The sequence below is a fragment of the Jeotgalicoccus meleagridis genome, assembly GCF_903994045.1.
Lineage (GTDB): Bacteria > Bacillota > Bacilli > Staphylococcales > Salinicoccaceae > Jeotgalicoccus > Jeotgalicoccus meleagridis.
Genome location: NZ_CAJEWD010000007.1, coordinates 119,522 through 135,075 on the forward strand (window position 1 = coordinate 119,522; position 15,554 = coordinate 135,075).

Sequence of the window (15,554 nt, forward strand, 5' to 3'; positions counted from 1 at the left end):
GCACGCTTATTTACTTGAACTTGAATTCATAAAATAGTAAAAGTATAATGAGATTAAATTGACTTTGTGTGAGAAAGACAAGGAATGGGGGACGTCACATGAGTGGAAAGAAGACCAGAATAGCCGTTAAAATATATCATGAAAATTACACGCTAGTTGGCCAAGAAGACGAGGCACATTTAAGACTGATTGCAGATAGTGTCGATGAGAAAATAAGAGCGATTGCCAGTAAAAACCCTGGCTTAGATACAACGAGAAAAGCAGTGCTTACGGCTTGTAATATAATGGACGATTATATAAAGTTAAAAGAAAAATGCGATCGACTTGAAAGCGAAGTAGAAGCGCTAAAGAAGGAAAATTAATTTATGACTTTAATCTTATTAATTATTATAATAATCGGCTTGATTGCAGGTTACCGTCGGGGGCTCTTACTACAAGGCATCCACTTAATCGGTACCTTAGCCGCGATTGTGATTGCTGCAAAAAACTATGAGAAGCTCGGTAGCCGCTTTGACTTAGTCATGCCTTATCCATCAACTGCCGGTGATAATTTAGTATTAGAAAACATAAGCAATCAGGAATACGGCTATTATTACATGTTTGCCTTCTTTCTAATCTTTATTGTGTCAAAAATCATCATTCAAATTATTGTGAGTGGCTTTGACTACTTCCAACAAGTGACCACAGGTGGGTTAGTTACATCCATCGGTGGCATCATACTTGGAATTGTTGAAACGATTTACATTTTAGTTGTAGTCTTGGTCTTTGTCGCAACTATTCCTTATACACCAGTCCAAGAAGCAATTGCTAATTCTGGACTAGCTAATTTCATTATTGATCACACATTGGTCGTGTCAGACAAATTAATAGAGTGGATACAAGTAGAGTCATAGAGATATGACTCTTTTTTTGGAGGATAAAATGCTTAAAAAAGATGTCATTCGATTATTAGAAGAGATCGCAGTATATATGGAATTAAATTTAGAAAATACCTTTAAAGTGTCAGCCTATAGAAAGGCAGCTCAATCACTTGAAAACGATGAGAGAAGTTTAGAAGAGATAGGTGATGTCGGTAAGCTTAAAGGAATTGGTAAAGGTACAACTAGCGTCATTGAGGAATTTGTAAACACGGGACAATCACAAGTGCTAGAAGATTTAAAAGAAACAGTACCAACTGGTCTTGTACGCATGTTAAAGATACCGAGTTTAGGACCTAAAAAGATTGCTAAGATCCACGATGTGCTCGGTATTAAGACGATTGAAGCCTTAAAAGAAGCTTGTTTAAACCAGGAAATCAGTCAGCTCCCTGGTTTTGGAAAAAAGAGTGAAGCAAACATTCTTACTAATATAGATACGGTGCTCAGTCGTCCAGACCGTTATCCAATCGATAAGATTTTAAAGTTTATTGATTTAGTAGAAAAAAGCATTAAAGCATTTGGTGTTAAGCGCTATGATATCGCTGGTAGTTCAAGACGAGTTAAAGAAACTTCAAGAGATTTGGATTTCATCCTAGAAACTGATGATATTAGTGGTTTTACAGAATTTATGATTGGCCAAGCTTATGTGACCAATGTCGTCAGTCAAGGAGAGAAGAAACTATCGCTTGAAATTGAAGATGACTTCGATAAGATTAACGTGGACTTTAGATTTGTTCAAGGTGAAGAGTACATTTCGACTTTACAGCACTTTACTGGGTCAAAAGATCATAATGTTAAAATGAGACAGCTTGCTAAAGAACGAGGCGAAAAGATTTCTGAGTACGGGGTTACGACAGAGTCTGGCATCAAGACTTTTAAATCTGAAGAAGAATTTTATCAATATTTTGGTTTGGATTATATTCCACCAGCCATGAGAGAGACCGGTCAAGAAGTCGATATCGATATTAAAGATATTGTTAAACTCTCAGATATAAAAGGTGACCTTCACATGCACACGACTTATAGTGATGGTGCAGCAACAATTAGAGAAATGGTCGAAAGTGCAAGAGAAAAAGGCTATGAATATATTGTCATTACTGACCACTCTAAGAGTTTATTTGTGGCTAACGGCTTAAGTGAGGCGCGTCTTTTACAGCAAATTAAAGAAATCAAAGAGATCGATAAGGAATATGATGACATTGATGTCTATGCAGGTATTGAAATGGATATTTTAGCAGATGGTAGCTTAGATTATGACGAGGAAATTTTAAAGCAACTCGATTACGTTATTGCTGCCATTCATTCGTCCTTTTCACAGAGTGAGAATCAAATCATGACGCGTCTTAAAAATGCGATGGACAACCCTTATGTCAGACACATTGCCCATCCGACTGGTCGTTTAATTGGAGTACGTGATGGTTATGATGTAGATATGGAAGCACTGTTTGATTATGCTAAAGAAACAGGAACCATTTTAGAAATTAATGCCAATCCTAGACGTCTGGATCTATCGAGTGAAGTGATAAAAAACAGGGAAGTTATGTTTACTGTCAACACAGATGCACACCATCCAGATCATTTTGATTTTATGAAGTATGGTCTAGCGACCTTACAAAAAGGTTTTATCAACAAATCACAAGTGCTCAATACACTATCGCGACAAGCATTTAAAGAATTTATTAATAAAGGTAAGTTGAGTGATATTCATGAATGAAAAAACATTTAATACGCTCGAGTTTCATAAGATCTTAAATAGTGTCAGGGAGTTCGCTATTTCTGATAAGACAAAAGAAGCGATTAATAATGACATTGTAGAAACCGAGCGCGACATTATAGAAAAAAATATATTAGAAGTTGATGATGCATCGACTATGCTCCGCTATGGTCATGTAGAGCTTGCTGGGATTTCTGATATTAGAGAATTCGTTAGACGGTCAGAAATAGGAAGTATCTTAGGCGTACGTGATTTTAATATGATTGCGAGCTTGTTAAACCGTAAAAAAACTCTGGAAAATTTAATCGCCAATTTTGAAGAGGATGAGATTGTCTTAGAGCATATAAAGCCCTATGTTTCAAACTTAGAGGACTTACATTTCATTTATAAGAAGATTAAGGAAACCGTTGATGAAGCCACAGTCTTAGACCATGCTTCGACGACACTCTTAAGAATTAGAAGAAAGATTTCTAGTGAAGAAGGAAAAATTAAGGACAGGCTTAATGATATTGTGCGAAAAAATGGTCGTAAGCTATCTGATAATATCATTACAACGAGAAATGGCCGTTATGTTATTCCAGTTAATGTGGACTACCGCTCAGAATTTAAAGGGATTGTTCATGATGCATCTCAAAGTGGACAAACCATCTATTTAGAACCAACGGCTGTTGTTGAGATGACCAATAATATTTCTACTTTAAGAGAAAAAGAAGCGACAGAAATCACTAAAATTTTAAGTGAACTGACCAATGATATTGGTGAGCATGCAGAAGACTTATATGTCTATGACGAAGCTTTACATCATTTAGATATGGTCTTTAGTAAAGCAAAATACGGTGCGCATATTAAAGGATCAAAGCCACATTTAAGAGATGACGATACCATTCGTTTAATTTCAGCCTTTCACCCGCTCTTAGATTCTGAAACAGCAGTGAAAAATGATATTTACCTCGATAATCAAACCCAAGCTGTTATTATTACTGGACCGAATACAGGTGGTAAAACGGTGACTATTAAGACAGCTGGACTTGCAGTCTTAATGGCCCAAGCAGCGATTCCAATTCCTGCAAGAGATGGTTCAGAAGTGTCAATCTTTAAAGACGTCTATGCAGATATTGGTGATGAACAATCCATTGAACAGTCCTTATCTACCTTCTCGAGTCATATGGTGAACATTGCCGATATTTTAAGATCTGCGACTGACGATAGTCTGATCATCTTAGATGAACTCGGGGCCGGAACTGACCCAGAAGAGGGGGCAGCTCTAGCGATTAGTATCATTGAGTACTTGCTTGACCAAGGTTCAAAGGTCATTGCAACGACACATTATCCACAACTTAAATCCTTCTCTTACACAAGAGATGATGTCACTAATGCGAGTATGGAGTTCGATGTGTCTAGTCTATCGCCGACTTATCGTTTATTGATGGGCATTCCTGGTAAATCAAATGCCTTTGAAATCTCTGATAAACTCGGTTTAAAAGAAAGCGTCATCGACCGAGCCAGAACCCTAACTGGTAGAGATAACATGGAAGTCAATGATATGATTACGGCTCTAGAAAGACACACAACACTTGCTCGTGATAATGAAATTGAAACGACTGAACTATTAAAAGAAACCGAAGATCTTTATCGAAATCTAAACGAGCAAAATGAAAACTTTAAAGAACTGAAAGCTAAGATGATAGAAAAAGCGCAAGAAGAAGCCAATCGCATCGTCAAACAAAGAGAACTTGAAGCTTCAGAAATTATTAAAGAATTAGAGATGATGAAAGAACTCGGTGTCGATAGCATACAAGAACATGAACTGATCGAAGCGAGAAAGGCTTTATCGGATAGTTATTACCAAAAGGATATTAAAAAAGATGTGCGTAATGAAACTGATGAAGTGCTGAAAGTTGGCGATGAAGTAGATGTCTTAACTTATGGTCAAAAAGGTGAGATCATTGAAGTCGATCAAGATGAGGTCACTGTACAGATGGGTATTATCAAGATGAAGCTCGATAAATCAGAAGTGAAAAAGAGAAAAGCCAAAAAAGTTGAAAAACCCGTCACAATCAGACAAAATAAAAGTCATGTTAAACGTTCACTTGATTTACGAGGCGAAAGATATGAAGATGCACTCATTCGACTTGAGCAATATCTTGACCAGGTGCTCTTATCGAACTACACTGAAGTTGAAATCATTCACGGTAAGGGGACTGGCGCACTTCAAAAAGGTGTGCAACAATATTTGAAACGTCATCCTAAAGTGAAGAGCTTCCGTGGTGGTATGCCATCTGAAGGTGGCTTTGGTGTGACGATAGTAGAAATGAAATAGGTGGAGTAGATGGATAATTTTGATATGTATAAGCTCGCAAAAGTCCTGATTGTTGTCAGCATTATCATGTTTGTCTCAGGGATTCTGTACTTAGTATTTTTTACTTGAGCAATACCGTTGAGTGAATAAAATATGTATTGTATAATAAAATCACTATTATTATGGAGGTAGTTTTAGATGGCTATTATTGAAGTTAATGATTCAAGTTTTAAAGAAGAAATTGGCAGTGGTTTAACACTCGTAGATTTTTGGGCACCATGGTGCGGGCCTTGTAAAATGATCGCTCCAATCTTAGAAGAGTTAGCACCTGAAGTTGAAGGTAAAGCTAATATTGCTAAATTAAATGTGGATGATAACCAAGCAACAGCAAGTGAGTATGAGGTAATGAGTATTCCAACATTAATTCTTTTCAAAGACGGCGAGCCTGTTGACAAAGTTGTTGGATTCCAACCGAAAGAACAACTTGCTTCATTAATAGAAAAACACGCATAAGTTTAAAAAGTCGCCTATGGCGGCTTTTTTTCTTTAAAGAAGGGATTATATGACTGAATTAAAATTAAAACTATCTGTCTTACCAACTGAACCTGGCTGTTATCTAATGAAAAATGATGATGGTGAAATTATCTATGTAGGTAAGGCAAAAAACTTAAGGAATAGGGTGCGTTCATACTTCTCAGGTGCACATGATGAGAAAACCATGAGATTGGTACAAGATATCGTTGATTTCGATTATATTGTGACTGCATCAGAAATTGAATCTCTCCTCTTAGAGAATACTTTGATAAAAAAACATCAACCGAGATACAATATTCTCCTAAAAGATGATAAATCCTATCCCTTTATAAAAATCACTAAAGAAAAACATCCTAAACTCGTCGTAACGAGAATCGTTAAACCGAAGACTGGTATTTATTTTGGACCCTATCCAAATGCTTATAGTGCGCACGAGACAAAAAAACTGCTAGACCGAATTTATCCGCTTAGAAAATGCAATACGATGCCTGATAAACTCTGTCTCTACTATCATATTGGTCAGTGTTTAGGACCTTGTGTCTTCAATGTGACCGATGAACAAAACCAAGAGATGATCGACGGGATTACCAACTTCTTAAATGGTGAGACGGATTCTGTTATGGCAGAACTAAAAGAAAAAATGGAAAATGCTGCGGCGGAATTAGAATTTGAAAAAGCCAAAGAATACCGTGATTTGATGGGGCATATAGAGAATACTATGGCCAAACAAAATATGCTGACTAAAGATATGACAGCAAGAGACTGCTTTGGTTATGCAGTAGAAAACGGCTGGATGTCTGTCTCAGTGCTCTTTATTAGAAGCGGTAAACTGATAGAGAAAAAAGCTGAAATGTTTCCAATCAATGATGATATAGAAGAAGAATTTTTTAGATTCATTATGCATTTCTATGATTTAAATTCTAACCTTCTACCAAAAGAAGTTCATATTCCAAAAGAGTTTAATGTGGATCTCCTAGATGAAGCACTACCAGTCGCAGTAAAAGGGCCAATGAGAGGGCCTAAGCGCCAAATGGTCGACTTGGCTAACAAGAATGCTAAGATTGCTGTAGAGAACAAATTTGAAATGATTGCAAGAGATGAAGAGAGAACAATTAAGGCTGTTGAAACCTTAGGTGACATCATGAATATAGAAGCACCGAGAAGGATTGAAGCCTTTGATAACTCTAACACCCAAGGTGTAGACCCCGTCAGTGTTATGGTGTCCTTTATCGATGGTAAACCATCTAAAAAAGACTACCGCAAATATAAGATTAAAACAGTTGTTGGACCTGACGATTATGCTTCCATGAGAGAGGTTGTTCGCCGGAGATATACTAGGGTCCTAAAAGAAGGCTTACCTTTACCTGACTTGATCATCGTCGACGGTGGTGTCGGCCATATGAACTCAGTTAAGGATGTCTTAATTAATGAACTGTCTTTAGATATTCCAATCGCAGGGCTTCGTAAGGATGATAAACACGCGACTGCCGAACTACTTTACGGTGATGATGCTGAAGTCGTCCCAATGAAAAAGAACTCGCAGAGTTTTTATCTGCTTCAACGAATTCAAGATGAAGTTCACCGCTTTGCGATTAGTTACCATAGAAACACCCGTCGTAAGACAAGTATTACTTCACAGCTCGATAAAATCGAAGGCGTGGGCCCAAGTCGTAAGCGGAAGCTACTAAAAGAGTTTGGCTCCATTAAAAAGATGAAAGAAAAAAATGTGGAAGATTTTAAAGAGATTGGGATCCCTGAAAACGTTGCAAAAAACATTGTCAAAAAACTAAGTGAATAAGCGTAATCATGCGAATGTAAGCATATTCTGAAAATGGACCAAAGTCACCTTGATTTGTTATTTAACAAAGAGTAAAATGATAAGTAAAGTTTATAGACAAATAGTTAGGGGGGGCTTTCGTGTCAAAACAGGATTCAGGATTTTACATTCGCAGATTACATTCATTACTTGGAGTGATTCCACTCGGGGTCTTTTTAATCCAGCACTTACTAGTTAACTTTACTGCTACATATAGTGAAGAAGCATTTAACTTTGCTGCAGGGATTATGGGTAACTTGCCTTTCGTTATTTTACTAGAGGTATTTATTATCTATCTACCAATTCTTTTCCATGGTATTTACGGTATTTATATCGCATTCACTGCTAAGATGAACGTGGGTCATTATAGTACATATCGTAACTGGATGTTTGTATTACAGCGTGTGAGTGGGGTCATTGCATTTATCTTTATTGCAGTGCACGTCTACCAAACACGCGTCCAAGTGTTCTTTGGTGATGAAGTGAATTTCCAAATGGTCGAAGAAGTTGTTGCAAATCCATTTTGGTTAGCTTTTTGGTTAATCGGGGTTGTTGCAACAGTGTTCCACTTTGCTAATGGATTATGGTCATTCATGATCACATGGGGCATTACACAGTCTAAGCGTTCACAGCAAGTCATGAGTTACTTAGCAATCCTAGTGTTCTTAGTTATTAGTACAATCGGAGTAATGGCAATCTTAGCGTTTGTATAAAAGGAGTGTAAATAATGGCGGATAATAAAATTATTGTTGTCGGCGGGGGTCTCGCAGGTTTGATGGCAACAATTAAAGCAGCAGAAACTGGTGCAAATGTAGAACTATTTTCAATCGTTCCAGTTAAGCGTTCACACTCAGTGTGTGCACAAGGCGGAATCAATGGGGCAGTAAATACGAAGGGTGAAGGTGACTCACCTTACATACACTTCGATGATACAGTTTACGGTGGAGACTTCTTAGCAAACCAACCGCCTGTTAAGGCAATGACAGAAGCAGCACCGAAGATCATTCACTTACTTGACCGTATGGGGGTAATGTTTAACAGAACATCTGAAGGCTTACTAGACTTTAGACGTTTTGGAGGAACACTTCACCACCGTACAGCATATGCAGGTGCAACAACTGGTCAACAGTTACTATATGCTCTAGATGAACAAGTAAGAAGTTATGAAGTTAAGGGGCAAGTTGATAAGTTTGAAGGTTGGGAATTTTTAGGTGTGGTTGTGGATGATGAAGGTCGTGCACGTGGAATTACTGCCCAAGAAATTACTTCAGGCGAAATTAAAACCTTTAAATCAGATGCTGTAATTATGGCAACTGGTGGCCCTGGTATTATCTTTGGTAAATCAACAAACTCTATGATCAACACTGGTTCTGCAGCTTCAATTGTTTATCAACAAGGTGCAGTATACGCTAACGGTGAATTCATTCAGATTCACCCAACAGCAATCCCTGGTGACGATAAACTCCGTCTGATGAGTGAATCTGCACGTGGTGAAGGTGGACGTGTCTGGACTTATAAAGATGGAAAACCTTGGTACTTCCTAGAAGAAAAATATCCTGATTACGGGAACTTAGTTCCTCGTGATATTGCGACACGTGAAATCTTTGATGTCTGTGTGAATCAAAAACTTGGTATCAACGGAGAAAACATGGTCTATCTTGACCTTTCACATAAAGACCCACATGAGTTAGATGTCAAACTTGGTGGAATCATCGAAATCTATGAGAAATTCACAGGCGATGACCCACGTAAAGTACCGATGAAGATCTTCCCAGCTGTACACTATTCAATGGGTGGACTATACGTCGACTACGACCAAATGACAACAATTCCTGGACTATTTGCAGCAGGAGAATGTGATTACTCACAGCATGGTGGTAACCGTTTAGGCGCGAACTCCTTACTATCTGCAATCTACGGTGGTATGGTTGCTGGACCTAAAGCTGTTGAATATGTCAATGAATTAGAAACATCATATGAAGATATCGATGATTCAGTCTATGACAAATACGCTCAAGCTGAACAAGAGAAATTCGATAACATTCTAGCGATGGATGGGGAAGAAAATGCTTATGTGATTCATAAGGAACTTGGTGAGATTATGACAGCAAACGTTACAGTGGTGCGTCATAACGATAAATTACTAGAGACTGATAAGAAAATTGTTGAACTGATGGAAAGATATAAAAACATCAACATTAACGACACTCAAAAATGGTCTAACCAAGCAGCCTTCTTTACACGTCAGTTATGGAATATGTTAGAGCTTGCACGTGTTATCACGATCGGAGCATATAACAGAAACGAATCACGTGGGGCTCACTACAAGCCTGAATTCCCAGACCGTAATGATGAAGAATGGTTGAAAACAACGAAAGCTCACTACCAAGGTCCAATGATGGCACCAAGTTTTGAGTATGAAGATGTAGATACTAGTCTAATCGAACCACGTGTTCGTGACTATTCGGCTAAACATTAAAAGAAGGGATGGCAAAACAATGAGTACGGAAACAAAACAAGAAACAATAAGACTAAACATTAAACGCCAAGAAAGCCCTGAAACAGCAAGTTATTGGGAGGAATTTGAAATTCCTTACCGTCCAAATATGAACGTTATTAGTGCTTTGATGGAGATTCAAAGAAATCCTGTCAATGCTAAGGGGCAAAAAACGACTGCAGTAACATGGGACGCAAACTGTCTTGAAGAAGTATGTGGTGCATGTTCAATGGTGATCAATGGTAATGCACGTCAGTCTTGTACTGCTTTAATTGATCAGTTTGAACAACCGATTAAATTAGAACCAATGAGCACTTTCCCAATCGTTCGTGACTTACAAGTTGACCGTTCATTCATGTTCGACAACTTAAAACGTGTTAAAGCATGGGTACCAATCGATGGTACATATGATTTAGGACCAGGACCAAGAATGCCTGAGAAAAAACGTCAAGTTGCATACGAATTATCTAAATGTATGTCATGTGGTGTATGTTTAGAAGTGTGTCCAAACGTTAACTCTAAATCAGACTTCATGGGTGCAGCACCAATTTCACAAGTTAGATTATTTAACTTACACCCAACAGGTAGTATGACTAAAAATGAACGCCTAGACGCTTTAATGGGTACTGGCGGAATTGCTGAATGTGGAATGGCACAAAACTGTGTTGAAGCTTGTCCAAAAGGAATTCCTTTAACGACTTCAATCGCTTCTATGCAAAGAGAAACAACTTTCCACATGTTTAAATCATTCTTTGGTTCAGATCACGAAGTAAACTAAGATATTTAAGACAGGGCTAGAACAAAACATTCCTGTTATATAAAGCCGGACGTTAGCTTTTCTGGGGCATCGAGTGAGCCTGTAGTCTCACGCAGATGCTTTTCCCCTAGAGGTCTAACGTCCGGCTTTTTAAGTATATTCAATTATTTTTCTTTAACTTCAGAACTTTTGTCCTACCACTTTTATTTTATCAACTTTAAAAAAACTACCATCCTATAAGCTAAGCTCATCCTATTTTTTTCTTTCGATTTACGTTATTATTAGTCTAAAGGACTTTTAAGGGGACGACTGTATGTACGGAGAAAGTGATATTATTTCAATAGAAAAATCTTTAAGGTACATTGCCGGACGCGTGAGAGCGAATGGGCGAGAAATATTAAAAGATCATGATATTTCACCACTTCAGTTCGTCGCACTTCAATGGGTGGGGGACAAGGAAGGCATTACCATTGGTAAACTTGCCAGTCATATGTACTTAGCTCATTCAACGACGACAGACATAGTAGATAAATTAGAGCGTGCGAATTTTGTAAAGCGTGTTCGCTCTGATACCGATAAAAGACAGGTCTTGGTCATTATGGAAAGTCGTGGTAAATCACTTATACAAAAGGTCATAGACAAGCGAGTGGCTTACATTGCAGAGATTACAGCAAACTTAGAAGAAAGTGATCGAGTCATTCTCCCAAGGGTCTTAGAAGAAGTATTAAGAGAAAGTGAGAGATTGATTAATGACTAGACCAATTGGAATTATGGATTCAGGTGTTGGTGGCCTGACAGTGGCTAAGGAAATTATTCATGCCTTACCATCAGAATCAATTATTTATTTTGCCGACTCCTTAAATTGTCCATATGGACCACAGTCCACCGATAGTGTGTATAAGCATACAAAAGCCGCGGTGGATTTTTTAATTAAGGAAGGTGCTAAGACAGTTATAATTGCCTGTAACACGGCAACAGCTGCTGTTATGCCAGCCTTAAGAGACGAAGTGGATGTCCCTTTGTATGGGGTCATCAATCCCGGTGCGCTCGGTGCGGTTAGAAAAAGTACGCATAATGAAGTGCTCCTCTTAGCAACTGAAGGCACGGTGAAATCAAAAGCTTATGACAAAGCTATTGCTGATTTTGATAGTGATATCAAACTCACAAGCGTTGCCTGTCCAGAATTTGTTAACCTCATAGAGAGTGGGGAATATAGAAATAAGCTCCGAACTGAACAAGTGATCTCAAACAAACTTGAGGCGTATAAAGACTCTGGCTGTGACACGATAATTTTGGGTTGTACACATTTTCCTTTAATTGAAAAAGAAATATCAGCCTTCTTCAATGATGAAAAACATATGGTGGATGCAGGTTTTGAAACGGTGAATATTGCCTTATCCCAACTCCATCGTAAAAATTTATTAAATACACATAAAGAAACACCTAAACATACCTTTTTTGTCCATGGCAAAAATGATACATTTGAAACCATTTTGAATACTTGGATTCCAAATATCGACTATTCAATCAAAGAAATTTATTTAACAAAGGAGCACTAAGATGACAAAGATAGTAATTGCGAGCGGCAACCAAGGAAAAATTAAAGATTTTAAAGCGATTTTCTCAGACTTTGAAGTGGTAGGGATTAAAGAAATTTTACCTAACTTTGAAGTAGAAGAAACAGGGACAACATTTAAAGAAAATGCGATCTTAAAAAGTGAAGCGGCAAGCGAGGAACTTAATCTACCAGTAATCAGTGATGATTCAGGACTATCAGTAGAAGCGCTAGAAGGTAGACCAGGTGTGTATTCTGCAAGATACTCTGGAGAGAATGCAACCGATGAAAAGAACAATGCTAAACTCTTAGATGAACTCAAAGGCGTAGAAAACCGTGCAGCTTACTTTACTTGTGTACTCGCCATCAGCATTCCAGGTGAAGAAACAAGGACCTATGAAGGCACGCTAGCAGGAGAAATATTAACAGAAGCACATGGTGATGGTGGCTTTGGTTATGATCCATTATTTAAAACTTTAGATGGGGTTTATCTCGGGACGATTAAAGCTGAAGAAAAAGGGAAAATTAGTCATAGAGGTAAAGCCTTAGAGAAATTGATGAATGACAAAGAAGTATTTAAAAAGTTACAGAAATAAGGGGATGTCAAGATGAGAGTATTAGTAATAAGTGATAATCATGGTGAAAAGAATATTTTGAATGAAGTCTATGACGTAGTAAAACCAGATGCTGCCATTCATTTAGGAGATAGTGAATTTCCGTATGACAGCGAAGAAATCTCAAAGTATTTAAGAGTGAAAGGGAATACTGACCGCGATGACACTTACCCTAAAGAAGGCTTGTTTGAAGAGGCAAGCATGTTCTATACACACGGTCACTTGTATGGTATTAAACAAGACCGACAACAGCTCGCTGAAAAAGCAGATGAAGTTGGGGCAAAATATGCGCTCTATGGCCATTCACACGTTGCCAAGGTCGAACGTCTTAACGGTGTCTATTGCATCAATCCAGGCAGTATTTCATCGTCTAGAAACGAATATCCTGAGAGTTATCTAGTCATCGATACTGACAACAATCTAGCAAGCTATTACAGCCGTAAACATCAGTTGATGGATGAATTTAGTTTAAAAGAATAGGAGCTAGTCACCATGAGAATCGAAGTTGATGAAACCATTACCCTAAAACAAGTTCAAGCTTTTGAATATCAAGACATGTTTGATTTAGTCGATAAAAATCGTACACAACTGAGAGAATGGTTGCCTTGGTTAGACTTTGTCACTGAAGCGGATGACTATAAGTCGACCATTCAAGCTTGGGTTGAGAAAAACGATGCAGGAGAATCGATGACCTTAGGGCTCTATGTTGATAATCAGCTCGCTGGTATGTGTGGCTATAACACAATCGATTTAATGAATAAAAAAGGCGCTATCGGCTACTGGCTTGCAGAAGAGTTCGGTGGTCAAGGTGTGATGACCAGAGCAGTGAAAGGTCTAACGGACTATGGCTTTAAGCAGCTTGAACTTCACCGAATTGAAATTTCTGCTGGAGTCTTTAATAAAAAAAGTAGAGCCATTCCAGAGCGTTTAAACTTTTATAAAGAAGCGATTTTAAAAGATGCAGAGTTTTTATATGATCATTATCATGATTTAGTCTTGTATAGAATGATAAAAGATGATTGGTTAACGGAAAATTAACAAATCATATAAAAAATTAAAAATAGTCGTTGACTTTCACTAGTATTGTTGGCTATAATAGAACTTGTCTTGATTGAGTCCCGGTAGCTCAGCAGGATAGAGCAATGGCCTTCTAAGCCATCGGTCGGGGGTTCGAATCCCTCCCGGGACGTCTGAATACTTTTTTAAACCCTACTAATCACCGTTAATCGTTGATTTAATAGGGTTTTTTTTTTTTGTCATGTGATTTGAAGTGATTAAAATTGAATATAGATGTCAATATTCTGTCAACGAAACACATACCCCTATAGGGTATCGTTATTTTCTATAGAATTTAGGATATCTTTAACGATACTTTCAGAACTTTCTTTTGAACTATTAAAACGATGTCCATAGAATTCACGTGTAATATTTATGTTCGCATGATCAACTCGTTTTGAAACATGTTCGTCATCGACACCTTTATCGATTAAGTAGGTAATGTGTGTATGTCTGAGTGAGTGGAGTATTTTATGTCCTTTGATGCCTGCTTTGTCTAATGCATATCTGAAATGTGATTTTACTGCAGTGTTAGATCGTTTGAGGAAAGTGCCATTTAAATTGATTCTAAGGCGTTCTATTTGTGATTGGATATGTTGGCTATCGGCATGTGATATTTCGACTGTACGTTTCGCATTTACCGTTTTCCCGCCACGTATGAATATCGTTTCGTTCTCAAAGTCAAAATCCTCGTATCTTAGATTACTTACTTCACCAAATCTAGCACCTGTGACTGTAAGATGAATAAAAATAATCCGCTTGGTGTATTCATTTCTTTAATGACTTCTTTTAACTTCTCGTACTCAAAATCTTCCATAAACTTAACATGTTCAGGCATATCTTCAATCTCACTTTCTAAGCGTGCGTTGAATGTAGGATTACGTTTTGCGATTCCATCGTAGACTGCCTGCTCATAACATGCTCTAATCGCCTGATGATCTTTCTTCATTGTGCCTAATGTATATTGTTCGCCTAATTGATTCATATACTCTTGATATTCACGTTGTGTGACATCATTAGGACGTACATTATCACCAAAGTAGAGTAGGAACTTTCTAAGAGCATTAAAGTATCTCAAATAGGTTTTATGAGTGACGTACTTCTCTTTATACGTTTCTACCCACAAGGTAAAGTATTGAGCGAAGTTTAGATGAGCATATTTATTTTGTTGTTTCATTGGATTTTCTAGTATCTTTTCTATAACAATTTTAGCTTCTTTCTTAGTCGCAAAACCTTGCTGTCTATACCGTTTGTTTTTATATGAAAAATCAAATCCCCACTTACCATTTATCTTCTTCGGTTCCATTCTATCCCTCCTAAAACTCTATACCAGACACTTTAGAGTGATTGACTAACATATCTATCCTTTTAAGTGCAACACCCTCACAAACGCCAAAATACGCCATTAAATCCGTTGCCTGATAGAGTCTGTTTTTGGTGATTAGTTTTTCTGGCATCTGTAAGAGTAGACCAAACTTTTCTGCTTCTGCTTCTTGATATTCATTGTATGATCGTGGCATATTGTGTTGATGTGTCTCATGTAAAAACATGTGTCCTGCTTCGTGACAAAATGCTTTGAAAATCTCATGCTTTTTATCAAATTTTAGTCCGATAATATCAACACCAGACTTTTGTACATAAAAGTTGGATTGGGGATTGTAGAGTATGTGTACATTAAACATATAAGCTAGGTGTTCTATATTTAAATCAGTCACATCTAATATGGATAAATCCACGATGTCATTTACTTTCTGTTCGATTCTCATGTCAAAACCCCTTTATTTTAGAACATATG

17 protein-coding genes and 1 tRNA gene are annotated in these 15,554 nt (G+C 37.6%); 15 read left to right on the forward strand and 3 right to left on the reverse strand.

Going from position 1 to position 15,554, the window contains the following annotated elements:
• Positions 1-98 precede the first annotated feature (98 nt).
• From zapA to JEOSCH030_RS05455, 15 genes are all read left to right on the forward strand, one after another.
• On the forward strand, positions 99-362 hold the full coding sequence (gene zapA / locus JEOSCH030_RS05385) for a cell division protein ZapA (protein WP_185125606.1): 264 nt from the start codon (positions 99-101) through the stop codon (positions 360-362).
• Between the two features lie 3 nt (positions 363-365).
• Entirely contained in the window at positions 366-893 is a 528-nt protein-coding gene (locus JEOSCH030_RS05390; protein ID WP_185125607.1) for a CvpA family protein, read from the forward strand.
• Positions 894-921: 28 nt separating this feature from the next.
• Entirely contained in the window at positions 922-2,631 is a 1,710-nt protein-coding gene (gene polX / locus JEOSCH030_RS05395; protein WP_185125608.1) for a DNA polymerase/3'-5' exonuclease PolX, read from the forward strand.
• Complete coding sequence (locus JEOSCH030_RS05400; RefSeq protein WP_185125609.1) at positions 2,624-4,951, forward strand: endonuclease MutS2; 2,328 nt, start codon at positions 2,624-2,626, stop codon at positions 4,949-4,951. The genes polX and JEOSCH030_RS05400 overlap by 8 nt, the downstream gene beginning before the upstream one ends.
• 177 nt (positions 4,952-5,128) lie before the next feature.
• Positions 5,129-5,443, forward strand: coding sequence for a thioredoxin (trxA, locus tag JEOSCH030_RS05405; RefSeq protein WP_185125610.1), 315 nt, complete (start codon positions 5,129-5,131; stop codon positions 5,441-5,443).
• 49 nt (positions 5,444-5,492) lie between these two features.
• A complete protein-coding gene (gene uvrC, locus JEOSCH030_RS05410) occupies positions 5,493-7,262 on the forward strand; it encodes an excinuclease ABC subunit UvrC (RefSeq protein WP_185125611.1) in 1,770 nt (589 codons plus the stop codon).
• A 119-nt stretch (positions 7,263-7,381) separates the two neighbouring features.
• Positions 7,382-7,993, forward strand: a complete 612-nt coding sequence (locus tag JEOSCH030_RS05415) for a succinate dehydrogenase cytochrome b558 subunit (RefSeq protein ID WP_185125612.1) — start codon at positions 7,382-7,384, stop codon at positions 7,991-7,993.
• Between the two features lie 14 nt (positions 7,994-8,007).
• A complete protein-coding gene (gene sdhA / locus JEOSCH030_RS05420; RefSeq protein WP_185125613.1) occupies positions 8,008-9,759 on the forward strand; it encodes a succinate dehydrogenase flavoprotein subunit in 1,752 nt (583 codons plus the stop codon).
• A 19-nt stretch (positions 9,760-9,778) separates the two neighbouring features.
• The gene (gene sdhB / locus JEOSCH030_RS05425) at positions 9,779-10,555 is read left to right on the forward strand and encodes a succinate dehydrogenase iron-sulfur subunit (protein WP_185125614.1); all 777 of its coding nucleotides are present in this window, start codon (positions 9,779-9,781) and stop codon (positions 10,553-10,555) included.
• 292 nt (positions 10,556-10,847) lie between these two features.
• Complete coding sequence (locus JEOSCH030_RS05430) at positions 10,848-11,291, forward strand: MarR family winged helix-turn-helix transcriptional regulator (protein WP_185125615.1); 444 nt, start codon at positions 10,848-10,850, stop codon at positions 11,289-11,291.
• Complete coding sequence (gene murI, locus JEOSCH030_RS05435) at positions 11,284-12,093, forward strand: glutamate racemase (protein ID WP_185125616.1); 810 nt, start codon at positions 11,284-11,286, stop codon at positions 12,091-12,093. Before JEOSCH030_RS05430 ends, murI begins: the two co-directional genes overlap by 8 nt.
• Position 12,094: 1 nt before the next feature.
• Positions 12,095-12,685, forward strand: coding sequence for an XTP/dITP diphosphatase (locus JEOSCH030_RS05440; RefSeq protein ID WP_185125617.1), 591 nt, complete (start codon positions 12,095-12,097; stop codon positions 12,683-12,685).
• 12 nt (positions 12,686-12,697) lie between these two features.
• Positions 12,698-13,183, forward strand: a complete 486-nt coding sequence (locus JEOSCH030_RS05445) for a metallophosphoesterase family protein (protein ID WP_185125618.1) — start codon at positions 12,698-12,700, stop codon at positions 13,181-13,183.
• Between the two features lie 12 nt (positions 13,184-13,195).
• Positions 13,196-13,741 carry a GNAT family N-acetyltransferase gene (locus tag JEOSCH030_RS05450; protein WP_185125619.1) on the forward strand — a complete coding sequence of 182 codons (546 nt, stop codon included), beginning with the start codon at positions 13,196-13,198 and terminating at the stop codon, positions 13,739-13,741.
• A 77-nt stretch (positions 13,742-13,818) separates the two neighbouring features.
• Positions 13,819-13,892, forward strand: a tRNA-Arg gene (locus JEOSCH030_RS05455).
• 133 nt (positions 13,893-14,025) lie between these two features.
• Here the strand turns inward: JEOSCH030_RS05455 and JEOSCH030_RS10945 are convergent.
• The 3 genes from JEOSCH030_RS10945 to JEOSCH030_RS05470 are packed head-to-tail and all read right to left on the reverse strand — an operon-like array spanning position 14,026 to position 15,525.
• On the reverse strand, positions 14,026-14,514 hold the full coding sequence (locus tag JEOSCH030_RS10945) for a tyrosine-type recombinase/integrase (RefSeq protein WP_185125652.1): 489 nt from the start codon (positions 14,512-14,514) through the stop codon (positions 14,026-14,028).
• Entirely contained in the window at positions 14,466-15,065 is a 600-nt protein-coding gene (locus tag JEOSCH030_RS05465) for a phage integrase SAM-like domain-containing protein (protein ID WP_185125620.1), read from the reverse strand. Before JEOSCH030_RS05465 ends, JEOSCH030_RS10945 begins: the two co-directional genes overlap by 49 nt.
• A gap of 10 nt (positions 15,066-15,075) precedes the next feature.
• Positions 15,076-15,525: an ImmA/IrrE family metallo-endopeptidase gene (locus JEOSCH030_RS05470; RefSeq protein WP_185125621.1), complete on the reverse strand. Its 450-nt coding sequence runs from the start codon at positions 15,523-15,525 to the stop codon at positions 15,076-15,078.
• Positions 15,526-15,554 lie beyond the last annotated feature (29 nt).

Bases quoted from the DNA above. Each gene is read 5' to 3' on its own strand.
- zapA (WP_185125606.1), top strand. From the start codon at position 99: ATGAGTGGAAAGAAGACCAGAATAGCCGTTAAAATATATCATGAAAAT.
- JEOSCH030_RS05390 (WP_185125607.1), top strand. From the start codon at position 366: ATGACTTTAATCTTATTAATTATTATAATAATCGGCTTGATTGCAGGT.
- polX (WP_185125608.1), top strand. From the start codon at position 922: ATGCTTAAAAAAGATGTCATTCGATTATTAGAAGAGATCGCAGTATAT.
- JEOSCH030_RS05400 (WP_185125609.1), top strand. From the start codon at position 2,624: ATGAATGAAAAAACATTTAATACGCTCGAGTTTCATAAGATCTTAAAT.
- trxA (WP_185125610.1), top strand. From the start codon at position 5,129: ATGGCTATTATTGAAGTTAATGATTCAAGTTTTAAAGAAGAAATTGGC.
- uvrC (WP_185125611.1), top strand. From the start codon at position 5,493: ATGACTGAATTAAAATTAAAACTATCTGTCTTACCAACTGAACCTGGC.
- sdhA (WP_185125613.1), top strand. From the start codon at position 8,008: ATGGCGGATAATAAAATTATTGTTGTCGGCGGGGGTCTCGCAGGTTTG.
- sdhB (WP_185125614.1), top strand. From the start codon at position 9,779: ATGAGTACGGAAACAAAACAAGAAACAATAAGACTAAACATTAAACGC.
- JEOSCH030_RS05430 (WP_185125615.1), top strand. From the start codon at position 10,848: ATGTACGGAGAAAGTGATATTATTTCAATAGAAAAATCTTTAAGGTAC.
- murI (WP_185125616.1), top strand. From the start codon at position 11,284: ATGACTAGACCAATTGGAATTATGGATTCAGGTGTTGGTGGCCTGACA.
- JEOSCH030_RS05440 (WP_185125617.1), top strand. From the start codon at position 12,095: ATGACAAAGATAGTAATTGCGAGCGGCAACCAAGGAAAAATTAAAGAT.
- JEOSCH030_RS05445 (WP_185125618.1), top strand. From the start codon at position 12,698: ATGAGAGTATTAGTAATAAGTGATAATCATGGTGAAAAGAATATTTTG.
- JEOSCH030_RS05450 (WP_185125619.1), top strand. From the start codon at position 13,196: ATGAGAATCGAAGTTGATGAAACCATTACCCTAAAACAAGTTCAAGCT.
- JEOSCH030_RS05465 (WP_185125620.1), bottom strand. From the start codon at position 15,065: ATGGAACCGAAGAAGATAAATGGTAAGTGGGGATTTGATTTTTCATAT.
- JEOSCH030_RS05470 (WP_185125621.1), bottom strand. From the start codon at position 15,525: ATGAGAATCGAACAGAAAGTAAATGACATCGTGGATTTATCCATATTA.